Source organism: Burkholderia sp. RF2-non_BP3, from assembly GCF_001522185.1.
GTDB classification, from domain to species: domain Bacteria; phylum Pseudomonadota; class Gammaproteobacteria; order Burkholderiales; family Burkholderiaceae; genus Burkholderia; species Burkholderia diffusa.
On sequence record NZ_LOSU01000011.1, the window covers coordinates 165,550 to 187,937 of the forward strand.

Sequence of the window (22,388 nt, forward strand, 5' to 3'; positions counted from 1 at the left end):
CTCCGCGCGACACTACGGGTAAATTTTGTAACGGACTGTAACGCGCGAAAATACGCGACCGTGCGTAATTTCCCATTCGCGATAAGATGCCGCTCATGGAAACGAAAAACCCCTCCAAGATTCTCGTCGTCGACGACGACCCGCGCCTGCGCGATCTGCTGCGCCGCTATCTCGGCGAGCAGGGTTTCAACGTGTACGTCGCGGAAAACGCGACCGCGATGAACAAGCTCTGGGTGCGCGAGCGCTTCGACCTGCTCGTGCTCGACCTGATGCTGCCGGGCGAGGACGGCCTGTCGATCTGCCGCCGCCTGCGCGGCAGCAACGACCGCACGCCGATCATCATGCTCACCGCGAAGGGCGAGGACGTCGATCGCATCGTCGGCCTCGAGATGGGCGCCGACGACTACCTGCCGAAGCCGTTCAATCCGCGCGAACTCGTCGCGCGCATTCACGCGGTGCTGCGCCGCCAGGCGCCGGCCGAGCTGCCGGGCGCGCCGTCGGAAACCACCGAGGTGTTCGAGTTCGGCGAGTTCTCGCTGAACCTCGCGACGCGCACGCTGACGAAGTCCGGCCAGGAAATTCCGCTGACGACCGGCGAATTCTCGGTGCTGAAGGTGTTCGCGCGTCATCCGCGCCAGCCGCTGTCGCGCGAAAAGCTGATGGAGCTCGCGCGCGGCCGTGAATACGAAGTGTTCGACCGCAGCCTCGACGTGCAGATCTCGCGCCTGCGCAAGCTGATCGAGCCGGATCCGGGCAGCCCGCGCTTCATCCAGACTGTCTGGGGCCTCGGCTACGTGTTCATTCCGGACGGCGCCGCCTGATCTTTTTCCTTTCCGGTTTCGCCCGCCCTCGGCCCGTCCCATGCGTATCGACCGGCGCCTCCTGCAGCTCGCGTTCGGCGGGCTGTTCTGGCGCACCTTCCTGCTGATCGCGCTGCTGATCTCGGTCAGTCTCGCCGCGTGGTTCCAGAGCTTTCGCGTGATCGAGCGCGAGCCGCGCGCGCAGCGCGTCGCGCTCCAGCTCGTCGCGATCGTGAAGCTCACGCGCACCGCCCTGCTCTATTCCGATCCCGATTTGCGGCGCGCGCTGCTGCAGGATCTCGAGAGCAACGAGGGCGTGCGCGTGTACCCGCGCGAAAAAACCGACAAGTTCAAGCTGCAGCCCGACGAATCGCTGAACCGCCTGATCGAACACGACATCCGCAGCCGTCTCGGCGACGACACCGTGATCGCGCAGTCGGTCAACGACATCCCGGGCGTGTGGATCAGTTTCAAGATCGACGACGACGACTACTGGGTCGCGCTCGACCGCGACCAGCTCGACAGCGTCACCGGCCTGCAGTGGGCCGGCTGGGGCCTGTTCGCGCTCGCGCTGTCGCTGTTCGGCTCGGCGTTCATCACGAGTCTCGTGAACCGGCCGTTCTCGCGGCTGGCGCTCGCCGCGCGGCAGATCGGTTCGGGCCAGACGCCCGAGCTGCTGCCCGAGCGCGGGATGGGCGTCGCGGCCGAGACCAACCGCAGCTTCAACCAGATGGTGCGCGATCTCGAACAGCTCGAGGCCGACCGCGCGCTGATGCTCGCGGGCATCTCGCACGACCTGCGCACGCCGCTCGCGCGGCTGCGCCTCGAGACCGAGATGAGCCCGTCCGACCAGGCGACCAAGGACGCGATGGTCGACGACATCGAGCAGATGGACCGCATCATCGCGGCCTTCATCGATTACGCGCGCCCGTCGCAGCGCAAGCCCGAGCCCGTCGACCTGTCGTCGATCGCGCAGGAAGTCGCCGCGCGCGTGGCGGGCGAGGACGGCGTCGAGATCCGCACGCGGCTCGCGGCGACCGCCGTGATCGAAGCCGACGAGACCGACATGCGCCGCGTGATCGGCAACCTCGTCGAGAACGCGCGCAAATACGGCCAGAGCCGCGACGACGGCGTGTCGCGCATCACGCTCGAGACGCGCGTGACGCACGCGCGCGTCGAGCTGTCGGTGAGCGACGAGGGCCCCGGCATCCCCGAGGACCAATTGCCGCTCGTGATGCGGCCGTTCTACCGCGTCGACACGGCACGCACCAAGGCGGACGGCACGGGGCTCGGCATGGCGATCGTGCTGCGCCTGGTCGGCCGCTATCGCGGCGCGCTGCGCCTGCGCAACCGCAGCCCCGAAGCGGGCCTCGAAGTCACCCTCGAATTCCCCGGCGCCGGCAAGGCGCGTGCGACGGCGTGACGCGTTCGCGCACGCTTCTTGCGCGTCACACTATCGGCGCGGTTGAAAAAAACTATGGGAATCGTTAGCCAAAATCTATTGAAGCGTTTTGTTAATAGTGTTATAGTCCTGCCCATGCTGTCACACCAACGTTGCAGCACCGAGGTAGCTTGACTCAGTCTTCTTCCCAACTCATACAGGAGTATCCGCATGAAAACCGTGGGCGATAAACTCGAAGCATTCACCGTCGTAGCCGCGAAGCCGGGCTTCAACAATCACGAGGAAAACGGCCAGTCGGCGTTCGAGACCGTCACCGAAGCGTCGTTCCCGGGCAAGTGGAAGATCATCTACTTCTATCCGAAGGATTTCACGTTCGTGTGCCCGACGGAAATCGTCGAGTTCGCGAAGCTGACGAAGCAGTTCGAAGAGCGCGACGCCGTCCTGCTCGGCGGCAGCTCGGACAACGAATTCGTGAAGCTCGCATGGCGCCGTGAGCACAAGGACCTGGACAAGCTGAACCACTACTCGTTCGGCGACGTCAAGGGCGAGCTGATCGACCAGCTCGGCGTGCGCGACAAGGAAGCCGGCGTGGCCCTGCGCGCGACGTTCATCGTCGATCCGGACAACACGATCCAGCACGTTTCGGTGAACAACCTGAACGTCGGCCGTAGCCCGGAAGAAGTCCTGCGCATTCTGGACGGCCTGCAAACGGACGAACTGTGCCCGTGCAACCGTGCAGTCGGCGGCGCAACGCTGTAAGCGCATCGATGCACGAAGCCCGCGGCGCACGTCCTGCCTGCGGGCTTTTTTAACGGCCAACCCATAGGAGATATCAATGGAATTCATCGACTCGATTAAGGCACGTATCCCCGACTACGCGAAGGACATTCGCCTGAACCTCGACGGCACGATCTCGCGCTCGTCGCTCGAAGGCACCGATGCAGTCGGCGTCGCGCTGGCGGCGGCGGTCGCGGCGAAGAGCACCGTGCTCGTGAAGACGATCCGCGAAGCCGGCGTGCTGTCGCCCGAAGAGACGAACGCCGTGCTGACGGCGGCCGCGCTGATGGGGATGAACAACACCTGGTATCCGTATGTCGAGATGGCCGACGACGCCGACCTGAAGACGCAGCGTGCCGAGCTGCGGATGGGCGCGTATGCGTCGCACGGCGGCGTCGACAAGCGCAGGTTCGAGATGTACGCGCTCGCCGCATCGATCGTCGGCAAGTGCCACTTCTGCGTGAAGTCGCACTATGCGCTGCTGAAGAACGAGCAAGGCATGACGACGACGCAGCTGCGCGACGTCGGCCGTATCGCGTCGGTGATCAACGCCGCCGCCCAGGTGATCGCCGCCGAAGGCGAATAAGCCGTCGCGCACGCGGCAGCACGGTGCACTGCGGCGGCCACGCGCGCCGCACCGCACCGCAAAAACGAAAATGCCACGCAAACGCGTGGCATTTTTCATTCCGGCGGCGCGACCCGCGCGCCGCTTCGGATCGGCTTCAGGCGCTCACGCGCCCTGCTTCACCAGCAACGCGGCGGCCTGCGCCTCGATGCCCTCGCCACGGCCGAGATAGCCGAGCTTCTCGTTGGTCTTCGCCTTCACGTTCACGCGCTCGAGCGGCAGCCCGAGATCGGCCGCGATGTTCGCTCGCATCCCGTCGATGTGCGGCGCGAGCTTCGGCGCTTGCGCGATCACCGTGCTGTCGACGTTCTGGATCGTGAAGCCGGCCGCCTTCACGCGGGCGACGCACTCGCGCAGCAGCACGCGGCTGTCCGCGCCCTTGAACGCCGCGTCGGTGTCGGAGAAATGGCGGCCGATGTCGCCCAGCGCCGCCGCGCCGAACAGCGCGTCGGTGATCGCGTGCAGCAGCACGTCCGCGTCCGAATGACCGAGCAGGCCGCGCTCGTAAGGAATCGTCACGCCGCCGATGATGAGGGGGCGCCCCGGGACGAGCTGATGCACGTCGTAGCCTTGTCCGATTCTGAAATCCATGCGTATTCCGGTTGAGATGAGGTGAAAGTCAGGAAGCGTTCGTGGAGCGCGCGAGGATCGCTTCCGCAAGCGCGAAATCTTCCGGGTACGTGACCTTGAAGTTGCGCAGGCTGCCCTGCACCACGCGCGGCGTATGGCCGGCCCATTCGATCGCGCTCGCCTCGTCGGTCAGGTCGTGCCCTTCGCGCTGCGCGCGCAGGATCGCGTCGCGCAGCATGCCGATGCGGAACATCTGCGGCGTTTGCGCCTGCCACAGCGCGTCGCGCGATTCGGTGCGCGCGATCGCGTCGCCGCCGGCCGGCACGCGCTTGAGCGTATCGGCCACCGGCAGCGCGACGATGCCGCCAACCGGGTCGTCCTTCAGCGTCGCGACCAGCGTGCGGATCAGCTCGGGCGTGATGCCCGGGCGCGCGGCGTCGTGCACCAGCACCCAGTCCTGGTCGGTCGCGCCGAATTCGGCCAGCTCGAGCAGCCCGTTGAGCACCGACGCCTGCCGCGAGCCGCCGCCGCAGCGGCGCACCGCGAAACGCAGGCCCGCGAAACGGCGCGCGTCGAAGTGCGTGTCGTCGGGTGCGAGGACGACGAGCGTCTGCGCGAATTCGCTGCACGCGTCGAACGCGGCGAGCGTGTAATGCAGGAGCGCGCGGCCGGCCAGCGTGCGGTATTGCTTCGGCACGGCAGAGCCGGAACGGCTGCCCGTGCCGGCGCAAGGAATCAGGGCGAAAAGTCGGGGAGTCACGAAGGGGAAACGCCGGAAAGATGAAATCGAGAAGCGGATTTTATAATAGGTCTTTCGTCTCGACCGGCGCACCGCGATGCGCCCGTGCCCGCCACCCCTGCCGTCCCTATGCCAGACAACGCTTCCACCCCGTTCGCCTCGCCCGTCGCCCGCGTCAAACCGGGCCAGCGGTTCGCCTTCGACGGCGCGCACGGCTCCGCCGACGCACTCGCCATCGCCCGCTATCTCGCCGACAACCGCGACGCGGTCCCGCTCCTCGCGGTGATCTGCGCGAACGCGGTCGACGCGCAGCGGCTGTCGCAGGAACTCCGCTATTTCTCGCCCGACGCGCGCGTGCGCCTGCTGCCGGACTGGGAAACGCTGCCGTACGACACGTTCTCGCCGCACCAGGATCTCGTCTCCGAGCGCCTCGCGACGCTGCACGACCTCGGCGAGGGCCGCTGCGACATCCTGCTGGTGCCCGCGACCACGGCGCTGTACCGGATGCCGCCCGCATCGTTCATGGCCGCGTACACGTTCGCGTTCGCGCAGGGCGAGCGGCTCGACGAGGCGAAGCTGAAGGCGCAGCTCACGCTGGCCGGCTACGAGCACGTGAGCCAGGTCGTGCGCCCCGGCGAATACTGCGTGCGCGGCTCGCTGCTCGACCTGTACCCGATGGGCTCGCCGCTGCCGTACCGGATCGACCTGTTCGACGACCAGGTCGACTCGATCCGTGCGTTCGATCCCGATACGCAGCGCAGCCTCTATCCGGTGCGCGACGTGCGCCTCCTGCCCGGCCGCGAGTTTCCGTTCGACGAAGCCGCGCGCACGGCCTTCCGCAGCCGCTGGCGCGAAACCTTCGAAGGCGACCCGAGCCGCGCGCCGATCTACAAGGACATCGGCAACGGCGTGCCGTCGGCCGGCATCGAGTATTACCTGCCCCTCTTCTTCGACGAGACGGCCACGCTGTTCCACTACCTGCCGCAGGATGCGCACCTCGTGTTCACCGGCGACCTCGAAGCGTCGATCCGACGCTTCACGGCCGATACGAAGCAGCGTCATGCGTTCCTCGCACACGATCGCGAGCGGCCGATCCTCGAGCCCCAGCGCCTGTTCCTGTCCGACGAGGATTTCTTCGCGTTCGCGAAGCCGTTCGCGCGCGTCGTGCTGCCCGCGCAGCCGGCGGGCGGCTGGGCGACGGGCCTGCCCGAGCTCACCGTCGACCGCCATGCGGACGATCCGCTCGCCGCGCTGCGCACGTTCGTCGAATCGTCGGGCAAGCGCGTGCTGCTGACGGTCGAATCGGCCGGCCGCCGCGAAACGATCCTGCAACTGCTCGCCGAGCATCACCTGCGCCCCGCGTCGAACGACCACTTCGCAGGCTGGCTCGAAAGCGACGCGCCCTTCGCGCTCGGCGTCGCGCCGCTCGCGAGCGGCTTCGCGGTGCCGGGCGAAGGCTACGCGATCGTCACCGAAACCGAGCTGTACGGTGCGCTCGGCCGCCGCGCCGGGCGTCGCCGACAGGAACAGGCGAGCAACGTCGATGCGATGGTGCGCGACCTGTCGGAGCTGAAGGTCGGCGATCCGGTCGTGCATGCGCAGCACGGCATCGGCCGCTACATGGGCCTCGTATCGATGGATCTCGGCGAAGGCGAGACCGAATTCCTGCATCTCGAATACGCGGGCGAAAGCAAGCTCTACGTGCCGGTCGCGCAACTGCACGTGATCTCGCGTTACAGCGGCGCAGATCCCGACAGCGCGCCGCTGCACGCGCTCGGCTCGGGCCAGTGGGAGCGCGCGAAGCGCAAGGCCGCGCAGCAGATCCGCGACACGGCTGCCGAGCTGCTGAACCTGTATGCGCGGCGCGCGGCCCGCGAAGGCCATGCGTTCGCGCTCGAGCCGCGCGACTACGTGAAGTTCGCGGAAAGCTTCGGCTTCGAGGAAACGCCCGACCAGGCCGCGGCGATCGCGGCCGTGATCGGCGACATGACGAGCGGCAAGCCGATGGACCGCCTCGTGTGCGGCGACGTCGGCTTCGGCAAGACCGAGGTCGCGCTGCGCGCCGCGTTCATCGCGGTGATGGGCGGCAAGCAGGTCGCGCTGCTGTCGCCGACCACGTTGCTCGCCGAGCAGCACACGCAGACCTTCGCCGACCGTTTCGCGGACTGGCCGGTACGCATCGTCGAGCTGTCGCGTTTCAAGACCGCGAAGGAAGTGAACGCGGCGATCGCGCAGATCAACGAAGGCAGCGTCGACATCGTGATCGGCACGCACAAGCTGCTGTCGTCGGACGTGCAGTTCAAGCGCCTCGGCCTCGTCATCATCGACGAGGAACACCGCTTCGGCGTGCGCCAGAAGGAAGCGCTGAAGGCGCTGCGCGCGGAGGTCGACGTGCTGACGCTGACCGCGACGCCGATCCCGCGCACGCTCGGCATGGCGCTCGAGGGGCTGCGCGATTTCTCGGTGATCGCGACCGCGCCGCAAAAGCGGCTCGCGATCAAGACCTTCGTGCGGCGCGAGGAAGAAAGCGTGATCCGCGAGGCGATGCTGCGCGAACTGAAGCGCGGCGGCCAGGTGTACTTCCTGCACAACGAGGTCGAAACGATCGAGAACCGCAAGGCGATGCTCGAGGAACTCGTGCCCGAGGCGCGCATCGTGATCGCGCACGGCCAGATGCACGAGCGCGAACTCGAACGCGTGATGCGCGATTTCGTCGCGCAGCGCGCGAACGTGCTGCTGTGCACGACCATCATCGAGACCGGCATCGACGTGCCGAGCGCGAACACGATCATCATGCATCGCTCGGACAAGTTCGGCCTCGCGCAGCTGCACCAGTTGCGCGGCCGGGTCGGCCGTTCGCATCACCAGGCGTATGCGTACCTGCTGGTCCACGACCCGCAGTCGCTGACCAAGCAGGCGCAGCGCCGGCTCGAGGCGATCCAGCAGATGGAGGAACTCGGGTCGGGCTTCTATCTCGCGATGCACGACCTCGAGATCCGCGGCACCGGCGAGGTGCTCGGCGACAAGCAGTCGGGCGAGATCCACGAGATCGGCTTCCAGCTTTACACCGACATGCTGAACGACGCGGTGAAGGCGCTGAAGAACGGCAAGGAGCCCGACCTCACCGCCCCGCTCGCCGCGACGACGGAAATCAACCTGCACGCGCCCGCGATCCTGCCGGCCGATTACTGCGCCGACGTGCAGGAACGGCTGTCGCTGTACAAGCGTCTCGCGAACTGCGAACACGGCGACGCGATCGACGGCATCCAGGAAGAGCTGATCGACCGCTTCGGCAAGCTGCCGCCGCAGGCGCACGCGCTCGTCGAGACGCACCGGCTGCGGCTGGCCGCGAAGCCGCTCGGCATCGTCAAGATCGACGCGAGCGAGGTCGCGATCGGGCTGCAGTTCGAGCCGAACCCGCCGATCGATCCGATGCGGATCATCGAGATGGTGCAGAAGCACCGGCACATCAAGCTCGCGGGCCAGGACAAGCTGCGCATCGAGACGCGCTCGCCCGACCTCGCGATCCGCGTGTCGACGATCAAGGAGACGCTGCGCGCGCTCGCGCCGCGCGCCGACGCGGCGAGCGCGGCACGCTGACCGCACGGCCGCGATGCTGCACCGCATCGCGGCCGGCGAAGGCGGGCGCGCGCGTTTTTGAGTATGATTTTCCCATTCATCAGACGGAGTTTTGCCATGTCCACACTCGACGCGCCCGCGCCGTCCGCCGCCCCGCAAGGCGACGCTTCGCTCGTCAGCCTGCCCTGGATCGAGCGGCTGGTGTCGATGGACACGACGAGCCGCGTGCCGAACCTCGGGCTGATCGAAACGGTGCGCGACGCACTGGCCGCGAAAGGCATCGTGTCGACGCTCACGCACGATCCGCGCGAAGGCTGGGCCAACCTGTTCGCGACCGTGCCCGCGCACGACGGCTCGACCGACGGCGGCATCGTGCTGTCGGGGCACACCGACGTCGTGCCGGTCGACGGCCAGCAGTGGGACAGCAATCCGTTCGCGCCGGAGCTGCGCGACGGCCGCCTGTATGGCCGCGGCACGTGCGACATGAAGGGCTTCATCGGCGCGGCGCTCGCGCTGCTGCCGGAGATGCAGGCGACGAAGCTCGCGAAGCCGATCCATTTCGCGCTGTCCTATGACGAGGAAATCGGCTGCGCGGGCGCACCGCTTCTGATCGCCGATCTCGTCAAGCGCGGCGTGAAGCCGTCCGGCTGCATCGTCGGCGAGCCGACCAGCATGCGACCGATCATCGCGCACAAGGGCATCAACGCGTATCGATGCTGCGTGCGCGGCCACGCGGCACACTCGTCGCTGACGCCGAAAGGCCTGAACGCGATCGAATACGCGGCGCGCCTCATCTGCCACATCCGCGACATCGCCGAGCGCTTCCGCGCCGAAGGCCCGTTCGACGAGCTGTACGACGTACCGTTCACGACCGCGCAGACGAGCACGATCCAGGGCGGCAACGCGATCAACACGGTGCCGGCCGAATGCCGGTTCGACTTCGAGTTCCGCAACCTGCCGACGCTCGATCCCGAGCAGATCTTCACGCGCATCGAAGCGTATGCGCAGGAAACGCTGCTGCCGCAGATGCGTCGCGAGCATCCGAACGCGGCGATCGAGTTCTCGAAGATCGCCGCCGCACCCGGGCTCGATGCGACCGAACAGGCCGCGATCACGCAGCTCGTGCGCGCGCTGACGGCCGACCAGGACAAGCGCAAGGTCGCATACGGCACCGAGGCCGGCCTGTTCGAACGCGCGGGCATTCCGAGCATCGTGTGCGGGCCCGGCAACATCGAACAGGCGCACAAGCCGAACGAGTATGTCGAACTCGCTCAGCTCGCCGCCTGCGAGCAGTTCCTGCGCAAGTTCATCCGCAGCATGTCGGTCGACGCACACTGACTGCCCCCCGCCACGCCGGCCTGCGTGCGCGGGCCGGCCCACCCCGCCATCCGCCACGTCATGTCGACTGAACAACAGGGCACCGCCCATACGACGATCGACGGCGAGCCGATTCCGACGCTCGACGAAATCGCCGCGCAGCATTTCGCGTTGTCGCCGTGGGTCGCGCGCACGCCCGTGTTCGAGCGCGCCGACCTGCCGTCCCTCGAGGGCACGCACGTCAACTTCAAGTTCGAGCTGCTGCAGGTGAGCGGCAGCTTCAAGGCGCGCGGCGCGTTCACGCACCTGATGGCCCTCGACGAAGCGCGCAAGAACGCCGGCGTCACGTGCGTGTCGGCCGGCAATCACGCGGCAGCCGTCGCGTACGCGGCGATGCGGCTCGGCAGCAGCGCGAAGGTCGTGATGTTCCATACCGCGAGCCCGGCGCGCATCGCGCAGTGCAAGCAGTACCGCGCCGAAGTCGTGCTCGCCGGCAGCGCGTCGCAGGCATTCGACCTCGTGCGGCGGATCGAGGCCGAGGAAGGCCGCTTCTTCATCCATCCGTTCAACGGCTATCACACGATTCTCGGCACCGCGACGCTCGGCTACGAATGGGCGACGCAGACGCCCGATCTCGACGCGGTGATCGTGCCGATCGGCGGCGGCGGGCTCGCGGCCGGCATGGCGACCGCGCTGCGGCTCGCGAATCCGCGCGTGCACGTGTATGGCGTCGAACCGGAAGGCGCCGATGCGATGAGCCGCAGCTTCGCGGCGAATCACACGATCAAGATGACCGCGATGCAGACCATCGCCGACTCGCTGATGGCGCCGCACACCGAGGAATACAGCTACCAGCTGTGCCGGCGCCACGTCGACCGCATCGTCACGGTGTCCGACGACGCGCTGCGCGCGGCGATGCTGTTCCTGTTTTCTCACCTGAAGCTGGCGGTCGAACCGGCGTGCGCGGCCGCGCTCGCGGCGCTGCTCGGCCCGCTGCGCGAAACGCTGCAGGGCAAGCGGATCGGCGTGCTGCTGTCGGGCACGAACACCGACCCCGCGACGCTCGGCATGCATCTCGCGCACGCGAAGCTGCAGCACTGACGCCGTGCACGGCACCCCGGGTTATCCCCAGTTTATGTTGACAGCCCTGTTGATAACCCGCCGAACATGCACGCAAGTGGTTGAGCGCGCAGCGTTTTACGCGCGCGAAGCACGCCGGACGCGAAATAGGCAGATGCCGCCTTCGAACGCACGTCCCGCGACGTGGCGGCGTCGCGCGCATCACGCGATCGGCACCGCCGCCATCGCGCTGCTCGCCGGTTGCGCGGCGCCGCCCTCGCCCGTCGTCGACACGCCCACGGCCTGCGTGCAGCCGGACGCGCACCGGATGCTGCAGGCCGACCTGCTGTTCGGGCGCGATATCGCCGGACGCGGCCCCGTCACCGATGCGGAACGCGCGGCGTTCCTCGCCGACGTCGTCACGCCGCGCTTCCCGGACGGCTTCACCTACTGGGACACCCGCGGCCAATGGCGCGACCGCGCCACCGGCCAGATCATCCGCGAAGCGAGTTTCGTGGTCCGCATCGTCGCCGACGATACGCCCAACACGCACGCGCGGCTTGCCGAGATCCGGCAAGCGTACCGCGAGCGCTTCCGGCAGGAGTCCGTCGGCATCACGCTCGTGCCGGCCTGCGCGTCGTTCTGATTCGTCGTCATCGCCGGCGCACGGCGACACGCAAAAGAAAACGGGCGCCCGAAGGCGCCCGTCGCATGCGAAACATCCGCGTATCGCTTACTTGTTCTGGAACATGTCCATGATCTGCTGCTTCTCCTGCTGCGTGACGGGCGGCGGCGCGAGCCCCTCCGAGCCGGCCGAGCCGAGCGCGTCGTTCGCGCTGATCGCGTTCGCGGCCGGGTTGATGTCCACGCTCGCGACGAAGCCGTTGCCCGGCGTGCGATCCGCGTAGTAAAGCTCGCCGTCGATCGAGGTCAGCCCGTCCGGCATCGGCATCTGCTGCTCGGGCACGCCGTTCAGCGCGGTGCGCATGTAGTTCACCCAGATCGGCAGCGCGAGCTGCGCGCCGAATTCGCGGCTGCCGAGGCTCTTCGGCTGGTCGAAGCCCATCCACGCGACGGCGACGAGCGACTGCTGGTAGCCGGCGAACCAGCCGTCCTTCGCATCGTTCGTCGTACCCGTCTTGCCCTGCAGGTCGCTTCGGCCGAGCGCGTTGGTGCCCGCGCCCGTGCCGGCCGTCGCGACCGTGTGCAGCAGGCTGTTCATCACGTATGCGTTGCGGCCTTCGATCGTGCGCGGCGCGGTGCCGCCGGCGATCACCGGCTGCGACTTCTGCAGCGGCTGGCCGCGCGCGTCGTCGACTTCGGCGATCAGGTACGGATCGACCTTGTAGCCGCCGTTCGCGAACACCGCATAGCCGGTCGCGAGCTGCAGCGGCGTCACGAGGCCGGCACCCAGCGCCATCGGCAGGTACGGCGGCGTCTTCGCCGGATCGAAGCCGAAGCGCTGCGTCACGTACTCCTGCGCGTACTGCGTGCCGATCGACGCGAGAATCCGGATCGAGACCAGGTTCTTCGAACGCTGCAGGCCCGTGCGCATCGACATCGGGCCGTCGGGCTGATCGTCGTCCTTCGGCTCCCACGCGGTGCCGCCCGGCACGCTCGGCGGGAAGTACAACGGCGCATCGTTGATGATCGTCGCCGGTCCGAGGCCCTTGTCGAGCGACGCCGAATAGATGAACGGCTTGAACGACGAACCCGGCTGGCGCCACGCCTGCGTCACGTGGTTGAACTTGCTCTTGTTGAAGTCGAAGCCGCCGACGAGCGAGCGGATCGCACCGTCCTGCGGCGCGATCGCGACGAGCGCGCCTTCGACCTGCGGCAGCTGCACGACCTGCCAGCCCGCCTTGCCGTCCTTCAGCACGCGCACGATCGAGCCCGGCTTGATCCGCAGCGTCGCGTTCGCGCGCGGGCTCAGCGCGGCCGACACGAAGCGCAGCCCGGCCGGGCCGATCGTCGTCGTCGCGCCGCCGACGAACTGCACCTCGACCGCGTTCGGCGACGCGGCCAGCACCACCGCCGACTGCAGGTCGCCGTTGTCCGGGTGATCGGCGAGCGCATCGTCGATCGCCTCGTCGCGATCGTCGCCGGCCGCCGGCAGGTTGATCGAGCCTTCCGGCCCGCGATAGCCGTGGCGGCGCTCGTAATCGAGAATGCCGCGACGCACGGCCTGGTACGCCGCTTCCTGGTCGGCCGAGTTGATCGTCGTCGTGACGGTCAGCCCGCGCGTATAGGTTTCGTCCTTGTATTGCTGGTACATCATCTGCCGCACCATCTCGGCGACGTATTCGCCGTGCACCGCGTACTGGTTGCCCGGCGTGCGCACGTGGATCTCTTCCTTCACCGCCTGGTCGTACTGCGGCTGCGTGATGTAGCCGATCTCGAGCATGCGCTTCAGGATGTACTCCTGACGCACCTTCGCGCGCTTCGGATTGACGACCGGGTTATACGCGGACGGCGCCTTCGGCAGCCCCGCGAGCATCGCCGCTTCCGCGAGCGTGATGTCCTTCAGGTCCTTGCCGAAATACACGCGCGCGGCGGCCGCGAAACCGTACGAGCGCTGGCCCAGGTAGATCTGGTTCATGTACAGCTCGAGGATCTGGTCCTTCGTCAGGGCCTTTTCGATCTTGTACGCGAGCAGCATCTCGTAGATCTTGCGCGTATACGTCTTCTCGCTCGACAGGAAGAAGTTGCGCGCGACCTGCATCGTGATCGTGCTCGCGCCCTGGCGCGCGCCGCCGTGCATCAGGTCGGCGACGCCCGCGCGCAGAATGCCGAGGAAGTCCACGCCGCCGTGCTCGTAGAAGCGGTAGTCCTCGATCGCGAGCACCGCCTTCTTCATCACGTCGGGAATGTCCTGGAAGCGCACGAGGCTGCGGCGCTCCTCGCCGAACTCGCCGATCAGCACGTGATCGGCGGTAAACACGCGCAGCGGCACCTTCGGCTGGTAGTTGGTCAGCGCATCGAGCGACGGCAGCTGCGGCGCCATCACGACGAGTGCGTAGCCGACGATCAGCGCACCGACGATCGCGAGCGTCGCGAACAGGCCGACGAACCACAGCGCGACGCGCGAGCCGAACGAACGGCGATCGCCGCCCCCGCCGCCGCGACGCTGCGCGCGCCGGTCGTCGCCGCGGTCGTCGTCATCGGGGTAATAGGCTCCCGACGGCGAACGGCGCAACGTGTAGTGAGGTTCGTTCCGATCGGAAGAAGAAGACGGTCGTTTGATAATTGGCATGTCGGAATGGCGGGCGGCGTGGCGCCCTCGGACGCATGCGGAAAATGCAAGCGGATGAATCAGAGTGGGTGCATCGTGGCAACTGTCACGTCGACAGACCCCGCCGCGCGGCGATCCGTTCCCGCGACGTGACAGCGCATTTTAATGAAATCGACCGATCGGCTTCGCGATTTTTTGTAAAAATTCCCGCACAAGCGTGAATTGCGGAACGTATCGGCGCCATGCTCCGCCTATCATGGACTCGCAACCCGGCGCGTGCCGCGCCGTTTCTTTCAGATGCGAAAGGTGGAAGTCCGCACACGCCTCGCGCTTGAACTCCGGCACTTAAGCCGTATTTAAGGGGCCGGCGGTGTAATATCCGCCAGCTCACGCGGGTCGGAACCGATTCGCGACGGGTATTGCCGCCGACGCGGCACCTTTCAACCACGGAGGATTTCATGTCGCTTTTCGACTCTGTTTCGCGCACGATCAAAGGCCTGCTGAACGATGCGGCCGACTCGGTACAGGATCCGTCGCGCGACGCACGGCAGATCGTGCGGGAGCTCGACGACAGCATCGGCCGTGCCGAGAATTCGCTGATCGAGATCGAGGCACAAGTCGCGACCCAGCGCAGCAAGCGCGATGCGGCCGACGACAAGGTGAAGAAGTACGAGGACGGCGCGAAGCGCGCGCTGCAGGCCGGCGACGAAGCGCTCGCACGCGAGGCGCTCGCCGCGCAGTCGAACGCGGAAGCCGAGCGCGATGCGCTCGCGGCCGAACTGACGACGCTCGAGCCGTCGGTCGACAAGCTGAAGGGGCAGATCGCCGACATGCGTCAGCGCCGCAACGACCTGAACGCGCGCTCGAACATCCTGCAGGCCAAGCAGGAAATCGCGCAGGCGAAGGACGTCGCGGCCAGCGCGCTGGGCGGCATCGGCGGCAAGAACCTGTCCGAGGACTTCCAGAAGCTCGAGGACAAGGTCGCGCTGCAGAACGCGCGCTCGGACGCCCGCCTGAATTCGGCCGACACGTCGAGCGGCAAGGCGCTCGACGACAAGCTCGCCGCGCTGAACAAGGGCCCGTCGGTCGAGGACCGCCTCGCCGCGCTGAAGAAGCAGCTCGACACGCCCGCGCAGTAACGGCAACCGCGCCGCGGCCCGCCGGGCCCGCGGCGCGCACCGATCGTCAGGAGACGGGCGCTCGCGCCCGGTTCGACCATGAAGAAATCTCTCGCCGCTCTCGGCCTTTCGCTGATGCTGCTGTCGTCCGCCGCGTTTGCGGTCCCGTCGCTGCAGCAGGTCGAGCAATCGATCGCGCAGCGCAACTGGCAGCAAGCCGACACGCAGCTGTCGCAAGTCATCGACGCGCATCCGAACAATGCGCATGCGCGCTACCTGTACGCCCAGGTGCTGGACCGCGAAGGCCGCGCGTCCGACGCGCTCGCGCAACTGCAGCGGGCGAAGTCGCTCGATCCGCAACTGCGCTTCACCGACGCGTCGCGTTTCGCGCAGACCGAATCGCGCATTCGCGCCGACGCCGCGCGCACCGGCGGCAACGCACCGTCGGCCACCCAGGCCGGTTCGTTGCAGTCGTCGCTCGCGCCCGCCGCGCCGGTCGCGAAGCACGATCCGTCGACCGGCATGTGGATCGGCCTCGGGCTGATCGTCGCGATCATCGCGCTGGTGCTGCGCTGGACGTTGCGGCGCGCGCGCTCCGCCGACAACAGCCGCGCCGACGACGAACGCCGCACGCAATTGAAGCGCGCGACCGACGTGCTGAACGACATCCGTCCGCTGAAACTCGACGCGAAGCTGTCGACGGCGCCGGGCGCCGCCGCGCTCACCGGCGAACTCGAAGGCATCGAGACCGACGCACGCACGCTCGTCGAGACGCTGTCGAACGGCAAGAACCCGGTGCCGCCGTATCGCATCGACGAACTCGAACAGCGACATGCGAGCGTGAAGGCGCGCGTCGAGGGCCGCCCCGATCCGAGCGCGCAGCCCGCGGCGCCCGCGAACGGCGGCGGCTCCGTGTATGCGCAGGAAGCCGATCGCATGACCGGCATGCAAGGCCAGCCATATCAGCAGCAACCGTACCCGCAGCAGCCGTATCCGCAACAGCAGCCGCCCGTCGTGGTCCAGCAAGGCGGTGGCTTCGGCGGCGGCATGGGCGGGCTGCTGACGGGCGTGCTGCTCGGCGAGGCGATGTCCGGCGGCCGCGAACGCGTGGTCGAACGCGACGTGATCGTCGACGACCAGCGCCGGCCCCAGGAGAACAACGATCCGGGCTTCGACTTCGGCCGCGGCGACAACGCGAACTGGAGCGACGGCAACGGCGGTGGCGGCGTCGATCTCGGCAGCAACGACGACGGCTGGACCGACGACAACACCTGAGCCGTGCACACGCGGGCGTCGACGCATCGCGCCGCGCCCGCCGCCTCACACCGCGCTTCCTTTCATTTCCGCTCGCACCGGCCCATTTGTGATTTGTTAATCATTTCAAGATGGGCTACCGGCAATGGGGCACGTTCGCTATCATGCGGCCATCGGCGTGCCTCCGATCCCCCTCCGACCCGCCAGACGCTTCGCAGCCCTGCGCGTCGCGGCACGCCTCCCCTCGCCCAACCAGGAGAAAGCCGCTCATGAGCATAATCAAGGAATTCAAGGAGTTCGCCGTCAAAGGCAATGTGATGGATCTCGCCGTCGGCGTGATCATCGGTGGCGCATTCTCGAAGATCGTCGACTCGGTCGTGAAAGACCTCATCATGCCGGTCATCGGCGTGCTGACGGGCGGTCTGGATTTCTCGAACAAGTTCGTTCTGCTCGGCACCATCCCTCCGTCGTTCAAGGGTAATCCCGATTCGTTCAAGGACCTGCAGGCCGCGGGCGTCGCCGCATTCGGCTACGGCTCGTTCATCACCGTGGCGATCAATTTCGTGATCCTCGCGTTCATCATCTTCCTGATGGTGAAATTCATCAACAAGCTGCGCAAGCCTGACGAAGCCGCGCCGGCCGCGACGCCGGAAGACACCGTGCTGCTGCGCGAGATCCGCGATTCGCTCAAGCAACGCTGAGCACCGCGCGACGCAGCATCCGCCGGGCCCGCCAAGTGCGGGCCTTTTTCATGGGCGCGCGCCGTGCGCGGCCTGTCTCACTTTTTTGTGACGCGCGAATGCACGCGCGGGAAAAGCAGGTCTATGATGGAGACTAAACGACAGTACGGGCGCCAAGACGCTGGCTGTGTCGATCATCGTGGCAAGCGGGTCGACGGGAGACATTGATCGTCGTACCGCACGAGTGCAGCATTTTCGTGTGCTATAAAGGATCGACATGCGGCGTACATAGCCGGGAGTGGGTCGCATGAAAGTGCCGCATTTCTTGCAATTGTTTTTGAGGCGAGTGTTTATGTCCTTCCCGAAAAAACGTCGACGTGCGCAACAGGACGGCCAGGAGTCGTTCCTCGCGGTATTGCGCCACTCGAAACCGTTCGCGCAGCTCGACACCAAGATTGCCCGCGCCCGTGCGCAGGACGAGCCCGTCCTCTATGCGCATGTGCTGCCCGGCCTCGACGTGCTCCTGTGCAGCGTGCGCGGCGCTCAGCCGCCCTATCCGGCCATCGCCGAACTGCGCAAGCGCTGCATCGAATCGATCGCCAACGCACTCGAACAACCGCTCGACGGCCTCGAGAACGGCGGGTACTGGTACGAGGCGAACGGCTTCGGCTTCCTCGTGTTCGCGAGCCGCGCCCGCGCGCGCATCCTGCCCGAATTTGGTGCAGGCACGAAGGCGAGCCTGCGCGGCGGCCTCGGACGCCAGAACGCCGGCGATACGACACCGCGCTCCCTCGGCTGAACCGACACCGACACGATGGGCCGCCTCCGGGCGGCCCATCGGCCATTCAGGCTTCCCGCTTCACCGTCGCCGCGCGATCACCGCGCCGTCGCACGCCCGTTGCCGGGCCGGACGATGTCGATGAACGCGGCGAAATCGGCACCGGCGAGCCCCTGCGCGGCGCCCAGCCGCAGCACCTGCTGCACCGTGGCCGATACGGGCATCACCGCGCCGGTGTCGCGCGCGGCGTCGGCGATCGCGTCGACGTCCTTCTGGAACGTGCTCAGCGCGCCGATCGGCGGATGACCGCCTGACGTCATGCGCGGCACGAAAGTCTGCAGCAGCACCGAATCGGCCCACCCGCCCGCCAGCGCGTCGGCCAGACGCGCAGCGTCGATGCCGCTCGCCTGGGCGAGGCCGACCGCTTCCGCGATCGCGGTCACCGTCGCGGTAACGATCGCCTGGTTGCAGAGTTTCGCGGTCTGGCCCGCGCCCGCGTCGCCCATGTGCGTGATGCGCGACGCGTAGGTGTCGATCAGCGGCCGCACCGCGTCGAGGTCGGCCTCGCCGCCGCCCGCCATCACCGCGAGCGTGCCGGCCTGCGCGCCGGGCACGCCGCCCGACACCGGCGCGTCGATCCAGCCGACGCCGAGCGCGGCCGCGCGCGCCGCGTAGTCGCGCGTCGCCGCAGGCGGAATGCTCGAATGATCGACGATGCGCTTCAGGCGACGCGCATTCGGATCGCCGGCAAGGAGCCCGTGCTCGCCGAACGCGACGTCGCCGACCGCGCGGCCGTCGAGCACGCACACGAATACCGTGTCGACGCGCTCGGCCAGTTCGCGCGGCGTGTCGACCACCTGCGCACCATCCTTTTCGAGCTCCTCGGCCTTGGCGCGCGTCCGGTTCCATACGCTGACCCGATGGCCCGCCGCCAGCAAATGCCGAATCATCGGCGCGCCCATCAATCCCGGTCCGCAAAATCCGACTTCCACGATGTTCCTCGTCTCCAATTGGGGTTGCACTTGCCGCCCATCATACCTATCACTCAAGAAGCCGGACACGCACGGCGCCGTCTCGGGCCCGCCGCTTGCGCCGGCCGCACACACCGACAACCCAGGGAGCGCATCATGAGCGACCACGTCTACAAGCTGATCGAACTGACCGGTTCATCGCGGCAATCGTGCGACGACGCCATCCGCAACGCGATCTCGAAAGCCGGCAAGACGCTGCACAACCTGCACTGGTTCCAGGTCACCGAAACGCGCGGCCACATCGAAGGCGACCAGGTCATCCACTGGCAGGTCACGCTGAAAGTCGGCATGCGCATCGACGACTGACGCACGCGCGTCACGCGCGGTGCCCTGGCCCCCGGATGCGTGCAATGCGCATCCGCGCGGTGCCGCGCCCACCCGCATCACGCCCCGTTCAGCCCCCTCCGCGAGGCCCGGCCGGCGCGCGTCTGCGGGTATCCATCTCTTGACGCTGACTTTCGTTCATATTAAAAACCATATACCCACATCACCCCTCGATCAGCCCAGCCATATAAACTGGAGAAATCATGAGTCAGCAACGCGAGGCGATCGACACGTACCTCTTGCGCGTCTTGCACACCTTGTTGATGGAGCGCAGCGTCACGCGCGCGGCCGTCAAACTGAACCAGTCGCAACCGGCGATCAGCGCCGCACTGCGGCGCCTGCGCGACATCACCGGCGACCCGCTGCTCGTGCGCGGCAAGTCCGGCATGGTCCCGACCGAATACGGATTGCGCCTGCTCGAGCCGGTGCAGAACGCACTGCGCGAAATCGAGCGCATCAAGTTCCAGCAGCACAATTTCGACCCGGCCACGTCGATCCGCTGCTACCGGATCGGCTGCCCCGACTACCTGAACGTGCTGTTCGTGCCGACCGTCGTCGAACGCTTCCGCCAGGCGGCGCCGAACGCGACGCTCGAGTTCCACTCGCTCGGCCCCGCATTCGACTACGAGCTCGCGCTGGAAGACGGCAAGCTCGACATCGTCGTCGGGAACTGGCCCGAGCCGCCCGAGCAACTGCATCTGTCGAACCTGTTCGTCGACGAAATCGTCTGCCTGATGAGCAACACGCACCCGTTCGCGAAGCGCGGCGGGCTCACGCTCGACCAGTACCTGAACGCGCCGCATCTCGCGCCGACGCCGTACTCGGTCGGCCAGCGCGGCGCGATCGACGTGCATCTCGCGCGCGAACGGCTCAAGCGTCATGTGGTCGTCACGCTGCCGTACTTCAACCTCGCACCGTACGTGCTGGTGAAGTCCGACCTGATCTTCACGACGACGCGCCTGTTCGCCGATCACTACGCGAAATTCCTGCCGCTGTCGGTCGTGCCGGCGCCGCTCGACTTTCCGCCGATGCAGTATTACCAGCTGTGGCACGAACGCTGCCACTACTCCGACGAGGTGCGCTGGCTGCGCAGCCTCGTCGCCGAAGCGACCCGCACGCTGATCGAGGCGTAAGCGCGCACGACGCACGCGCCGGCCATGCCGTCGCGGTGCGGCCCGGTGCGATGCGCGGCGTGTGGCGGCCGCCACCGCCACCCCGCGCCCGATCCGCGACGCGCGGCGCGGCCTTCACATCGATGCGTCAGCGCGACGCCTCCACGAGTGCCTGCGCCAGCGCGTTGTGACGCTCGATGACCGGCGGCAGGTCGAGCGTCGCGAGCCGCCCTTCCCGCACCACCACCTTCCCGTTCACCACCGTGTACGCCGTCTGCGACGGCGCGCAGAACACGAGCGCCGCGACCGGATCGTGCAGCGCGCCCGCGAATAGCGGCTGGCGCAGGTCGAATGCGGCGAAGTCCGCGGCCATGCCGGGCTTCAGCGCGCCGATGTCGTCGCGGTTCAGCACCTTCGCGCCGCCCAGCGTCGCGATCTCGAGCGCCTCGCGCGCGGTCATCGCGTCGGGCCCGAAACCGACCCGCTGCAGCAGCAGCGCCTGCCGCACTTCCGCGACCATCTGCGCACCGTCGTTCGACGCGGAACCGTCGACGCCGAGTCCGACCGGCACACCCGCGAGACGCATCTTCTTCACCGGCGCGATACCCGACGCGAGCCGCATGTTCGAACATGGACAGTGCGCGACGCCGGTGCCGGTGCGCGCGAACAGGCCGATGCCCGCATCGTCGAGCTGCACGCAGTGCGCGTGCCATACGTCGTGGCCGACCCAGCCGAGATCTTCCGCGTATTCGGCGGGCGTCATCCCGAACTTCTCGCGGCTGTACGCGATGTCGTTGACGTTCTCGGCCAGGTGCGTGTGCAGCGACACGCCGTAGTCGCGCGCCAGCACGGCAGCGTCGCGCATCAGGCCGCGGCTCACCGAGAACGGCGAGCACGGCGCGACCACCACCCGCAGCATCGCGTAGCGACCTTCGTCGTGATAGGTCTCGATCAGGCGCTGCGCGTCGCGCAGGATGTCGGGCTCGCGCTCGACGACCGAATCGGGCGGCAGCCCGCCGTCGCGCTGGCCGACGCTCATCGCGCCGCGGCTCGCGTGAAAGCGCATGCCGATTCGCTGCGCGGCGCCGATGCTGTCGTCGAGCCGGCTGCCGTTCGGATAGATGTACAGATGATCGCTCGACGTCGTGCAGCCCGACTGCAGCAGCTCGGCCATCGCGGTCAGCGTCGACACCTCGATCATCTCGGGCGTCAGGTGCGCCCAGATCCGATACAGGTTCGTGAGCCAGCCGAACAGCTCGGCGTTCTGCGCGGCCGGCACCGCGCGCGTGAGGCTCTGGTACATGTGGTGATGCGTGTTCACGAGCCCCGGGATCACGAGGTGGCCGCGCAGGTCGAGCACTTCGTCGGCGGTATCGGGCAACTCGGCGCTCGGGCCGACCGCGACGATCCGGTTGTCTTCGATATAGAGGCCCGCGTCGCGCAATTCGCGGCGCGTGTCGTCCATGGTCACGAGCACGTCGGCGTGCTTGACCAGCAGGGTCGTCGGGCGGGATGAGGATGGGTGCGGCGCGCGTGCGCCGGCGTGCTGCTCGAGGTTCATGCGTTCTCCGCGTCGTTCTGCCCCCGGGAGCCGCTCCCGGAGGCCGTCACAAGGCCGTTCGAACGCTGATTCGCGGCACGCCCCGGTGCCTGCGTCCGTTCGAACGCGCTGGCCCGGTTACCCGGCGTGAATGCCGTCTTCGGGGTACGCGCGGGCCCACGGCCCGACGCGCACGGCCGGAGCATCGCCCAAGCGCGCGCAACGCACAATGCGCGATCCGGAATACCGCGCTTCACGGATTCGATATGGTACGCCGCGCGCGGCCCCGGCAGGCGCCGGAATCCCGGGCCGCCGGCCGCTTCCGGCGGGGCGTCGACAGCGGTTCATGCGCGGCGCATTATCTTTGATATCGCGCCCGTATTTGCACGGGGAACCTTTTTACAATGCCTGCACGGCGCTCGCTTCACTCTCGCCGACGGGTATGTAGCCA

19 protein-coding genes are annotated in these 22,388 nt (G+C 67.5%); 14 read left to right on the forward strand and 5 right to left on the reverse strand.

Annotation, left to right across the window (positions count from 1 at the left end; all coding sequences use genetic code 11):
• The first annotated feature begins 86 nt into the window (after nt 1-86).
• From ompR to WS45_RS05260, 4 genes are all read left to right on the forward strand, one after another.
• Nucleotides 87-821, forward strand: a complete 735-nt coding sequence (gene ompR / locus WS45_RS05245) for an osmolarity response regulator transcription factor OmpR (protein WP_004192636.1) — start codon at nt 87-89, stop codon at nt 819-821.
• A gap of 40 nt (nt 822-861) precedes the next feature.
• Nucleotides 862-2,223 carry an ATP-binding protein gene (locus WS45_RS05250; protein ID WP_059693488.1) on the forward strand — a complete coding sequence of 454 codons (1,362 nt, stop codon included), beginning with the start codon at nt 862-864 and terminating at the stop codon, nt 2,221-2,223.
• A gap of 189 nt (nt 2,224-2,412) precedes the next feature.
• Complete coding sequence (locus WS45_RS05255) at nt 2,413-2,961, forward strand: peroxiredoxin (protein WP_006478563.1); 549 nt, start codon at nt 2,413-2,415, stop codon at nt 2,959-2,961.
• A 76-nt stretch (nt 2,962-3,037) separates the two neighbouring features.
• Nucleotides 3,038-3,565, forward strand: a complete 528-nt coding sequence (locus WS45_RS05260; RefSeq protein WP_044843722.1) for a carboxymuconolactone decarboxylase family protein — start codon at nt 3,038-3,040, stop codon at nt 3,563-3,565.
• Between the two features lie 144 nt (nt 3,566-3,709).
• On the opposite strand, the gene ispF is transcribed toward WS45_RS05260, so the two are convergent.
• Both ispF and ispD read right to left on the reverse strand, forming a co-directional pair.
• Nucleotides 3,710-4,195 (reverse strand): 2-C-methyl-D-erythritol 2,4-cyclodiphosphate synthase, encoded by a 486-nt coding sequence (gene ispF / locus WS45_RS05265; RefSeq protein WP_057925367.1) that lies wholly within the window; start codon nt 4,193-4,195, stop codon nt 3,710-3,712.
• A gap of 28 nt (nt 4,196-4,223) precedes the next feature.
• Nucleotides 4,224-4,934 carry a 2-C-methyl-D-erythritol 4-phosphate cytidylyltransferase gene (gene ispD / locus WS45_RS05270; protein WP_059693491.1) on the reverse strand — a complete coding sequence of 237 codons (711 nt, stop codon included), beginning with the start codon at nt 4,932-4,934 and terminating at the stop codon, nt 4,224-4,226.
• 108 nt (nt 4,935-5,042) lie between these two features.
• Between ispD and mfd the strand changes: the two genes are divergently transcribed.
• The 4 genes from mfd (at nt 5,043) to WS45_RS05290 (ending at nt 11,514) form a co-directional block, all read left to right on the forward strand.
• Entirely contained in the window at nt 5,043-8,513 is a 3,471-nt protein-coding gene (gene mfd / locus WS45_RS05275) for a transcription-repair coupling factor (protein ID WP_059698593.1), read from the forward strand.
• A 96-nt stretch (nt 8,514-8,609) separates the two neighbouring features.
• Nucleotides 8,610-9,830 carry an acetylornithine deacetylase gene (gene argE, locus WS45_RS05280; protein ID WP_059529624.1) on the forward strand — a complete coding sequence of 407 codons (1,221 nt, stop codon included), beginning with the start codon at nt 8,610-8,612 and terminating at the stop codon, nt 9,828-9,830.
• A 60-nt stretch (nt 9,831-9,890) separates the two neighbouring features.
• Entirely contained in the window at nt 9,891-10,910 is a 1,020-nt protein-coding gene (locus WS45_RS05285) for a threonine/serine dehydratase (RefSeq protein ID WP_059698595.1), read from the forward strand.
• A gap of 133 nt (nt 10,911-11,043) precedes the next feature.
• Nucleotides 11,044-11,514, forward strand: coding sequence for a DUF3574 domain-containing protein (locus WS45_RS05290; protein ID WP_059698598.1), 471 nt, complete (start codon nt 11,044-11,046; stop codon nt 11,512-11,514).
• 87 nt (nt 11,515-11,601) lie between these two features.
• Here the strand turns inward: WS45_RS05290 and WS45_RS05295 are convergent, their stop codons facing one another.
• On the reverse strand, nt 11,602-14,121 hold the full coding sequence (locus WS45_RS05295; RefSeq protein WP_059698601.1) for a penicillin-binding protein 1A: 2,520 nt from the start codon (nt 14,119-14,121) through the stop codon (nt 11,602-11,604).
• 437 nt (nt 14,122-14,558) lie between these two features.
• Between WS45_RS05295 and WS45_RS05300 the strand changes: the two genes are divergently transcribed.
• From WS45_RS05300 to WS45_RS05315, 4 genes are all read left to right on the forward strand, one after another.
• Entirely contained in the window at nt 14,559-15,239 is a 681-nt protein-coding gene (locus WS45_RS05300; RefSeq protein WP_044843730.1) for a PspA/IM30 family protein, read from the forward strand.
• Between the two features lie 78 nt (nt 15,240-15,317).
• On the forward strand, nt 15,318-16,493 hold the full coding sequence (locus tag WS45_RS05305; protein WP_059698603.1) for a tetratricopeptide repeat protein: 1,176 nt from the start codon (nt 15,318-15,320) through the stop codon (nt 16,491-16,493).
• Nucleotides 16,494-16,741: 248 nt separating this feature from the next.
• Nucleotides 16,742-17,173: a large conductance mechanosensitive channel protein MscL gene (gene mscL, locus WS45_RS05310; RefSeq protein WP_059529603.1), complete on the forward strand. Its 432-nt coding sequence runs from the start codon at nt 16,742-16,744 to the stop codon at nt 17,171-17,173.
• A gap of 331 nt (nt 17,174-17,504) precedes the next feature.
• A complete protein-coding gene (locus WS45_RS05315) occupies nt 17,505-17,951 on the forward strand; it encodes a hypothetical protein (protein WP_027784713.1) in 447 nt (148 codons plus the stop codon).
• A 77-nt stretch (nt 17,952-18,028) separates the two neighbouring features.
• Here WS45_RS05315 and WS45_RS05320 read toward each other — a convergent pair whose 3' ends face one another.
• Nucleotides 18,029-18,922: an NAD(P)-dependent oxidoreductase gene (locus tag WS45_RS05320; protein ID WP_059698605.1), complete on the reverse strand. Its 894-nt coding sequence runs from the start codon at nt 18,920-18,922 to the stop codon at nt 18,029-18,031.
• A gap of 135 nt (nt 18,923-19,057) precedes the next feature.
• Between WS45_RS05320 and WS45_RS05325 the strand changes: the two genes are divergently transcribed.
• Complete coding sequence (locus WS45_RS05325) at nt 19,058-19,267, forward strand: dodecin (RefSeq protein WP_006755984.1); 210 nt, start codon at nt 19,058-19,060, stop codon at nt 19,265-19,267.
• A 221-nt stretch (nt 19,268-19,488) separates the two neighbouring features.
• Nucleotides 19,489-20,418 carry a LysR substrate-binding domain-containing protein gene (locus tag WS45_RS05330; protein WP_006762467.1) on the forward strand — a complete coding sequence of 310 codons (930 nt, stop codon included), beginning with the start codon at nt 19,489-19,491 and terminating at the stop codon, nt 20,416-20,418.
• 127 nt (nt 20,419-20,545) lie between these two features.
• Here WS45_RS05330 and WS45_RS05335 read toward each other — a convergent pair whose 3' ends face one another.
• The gene (locus tag WS45_RS05335; RefSeq protein WP_059529598.1) at nt 20,546-21,958 is read right to left on the reverse strand and encodes an 8-oxoguanine deaminase; all 1,413 of its coding nucleotides are present in this window, start codon (nt 21,956-21,958) and stop codon (nt 20,546-20,548) included.
• Between the last annotated feature and the right edge of the window lie 430 nt (nt 21,959-22,388).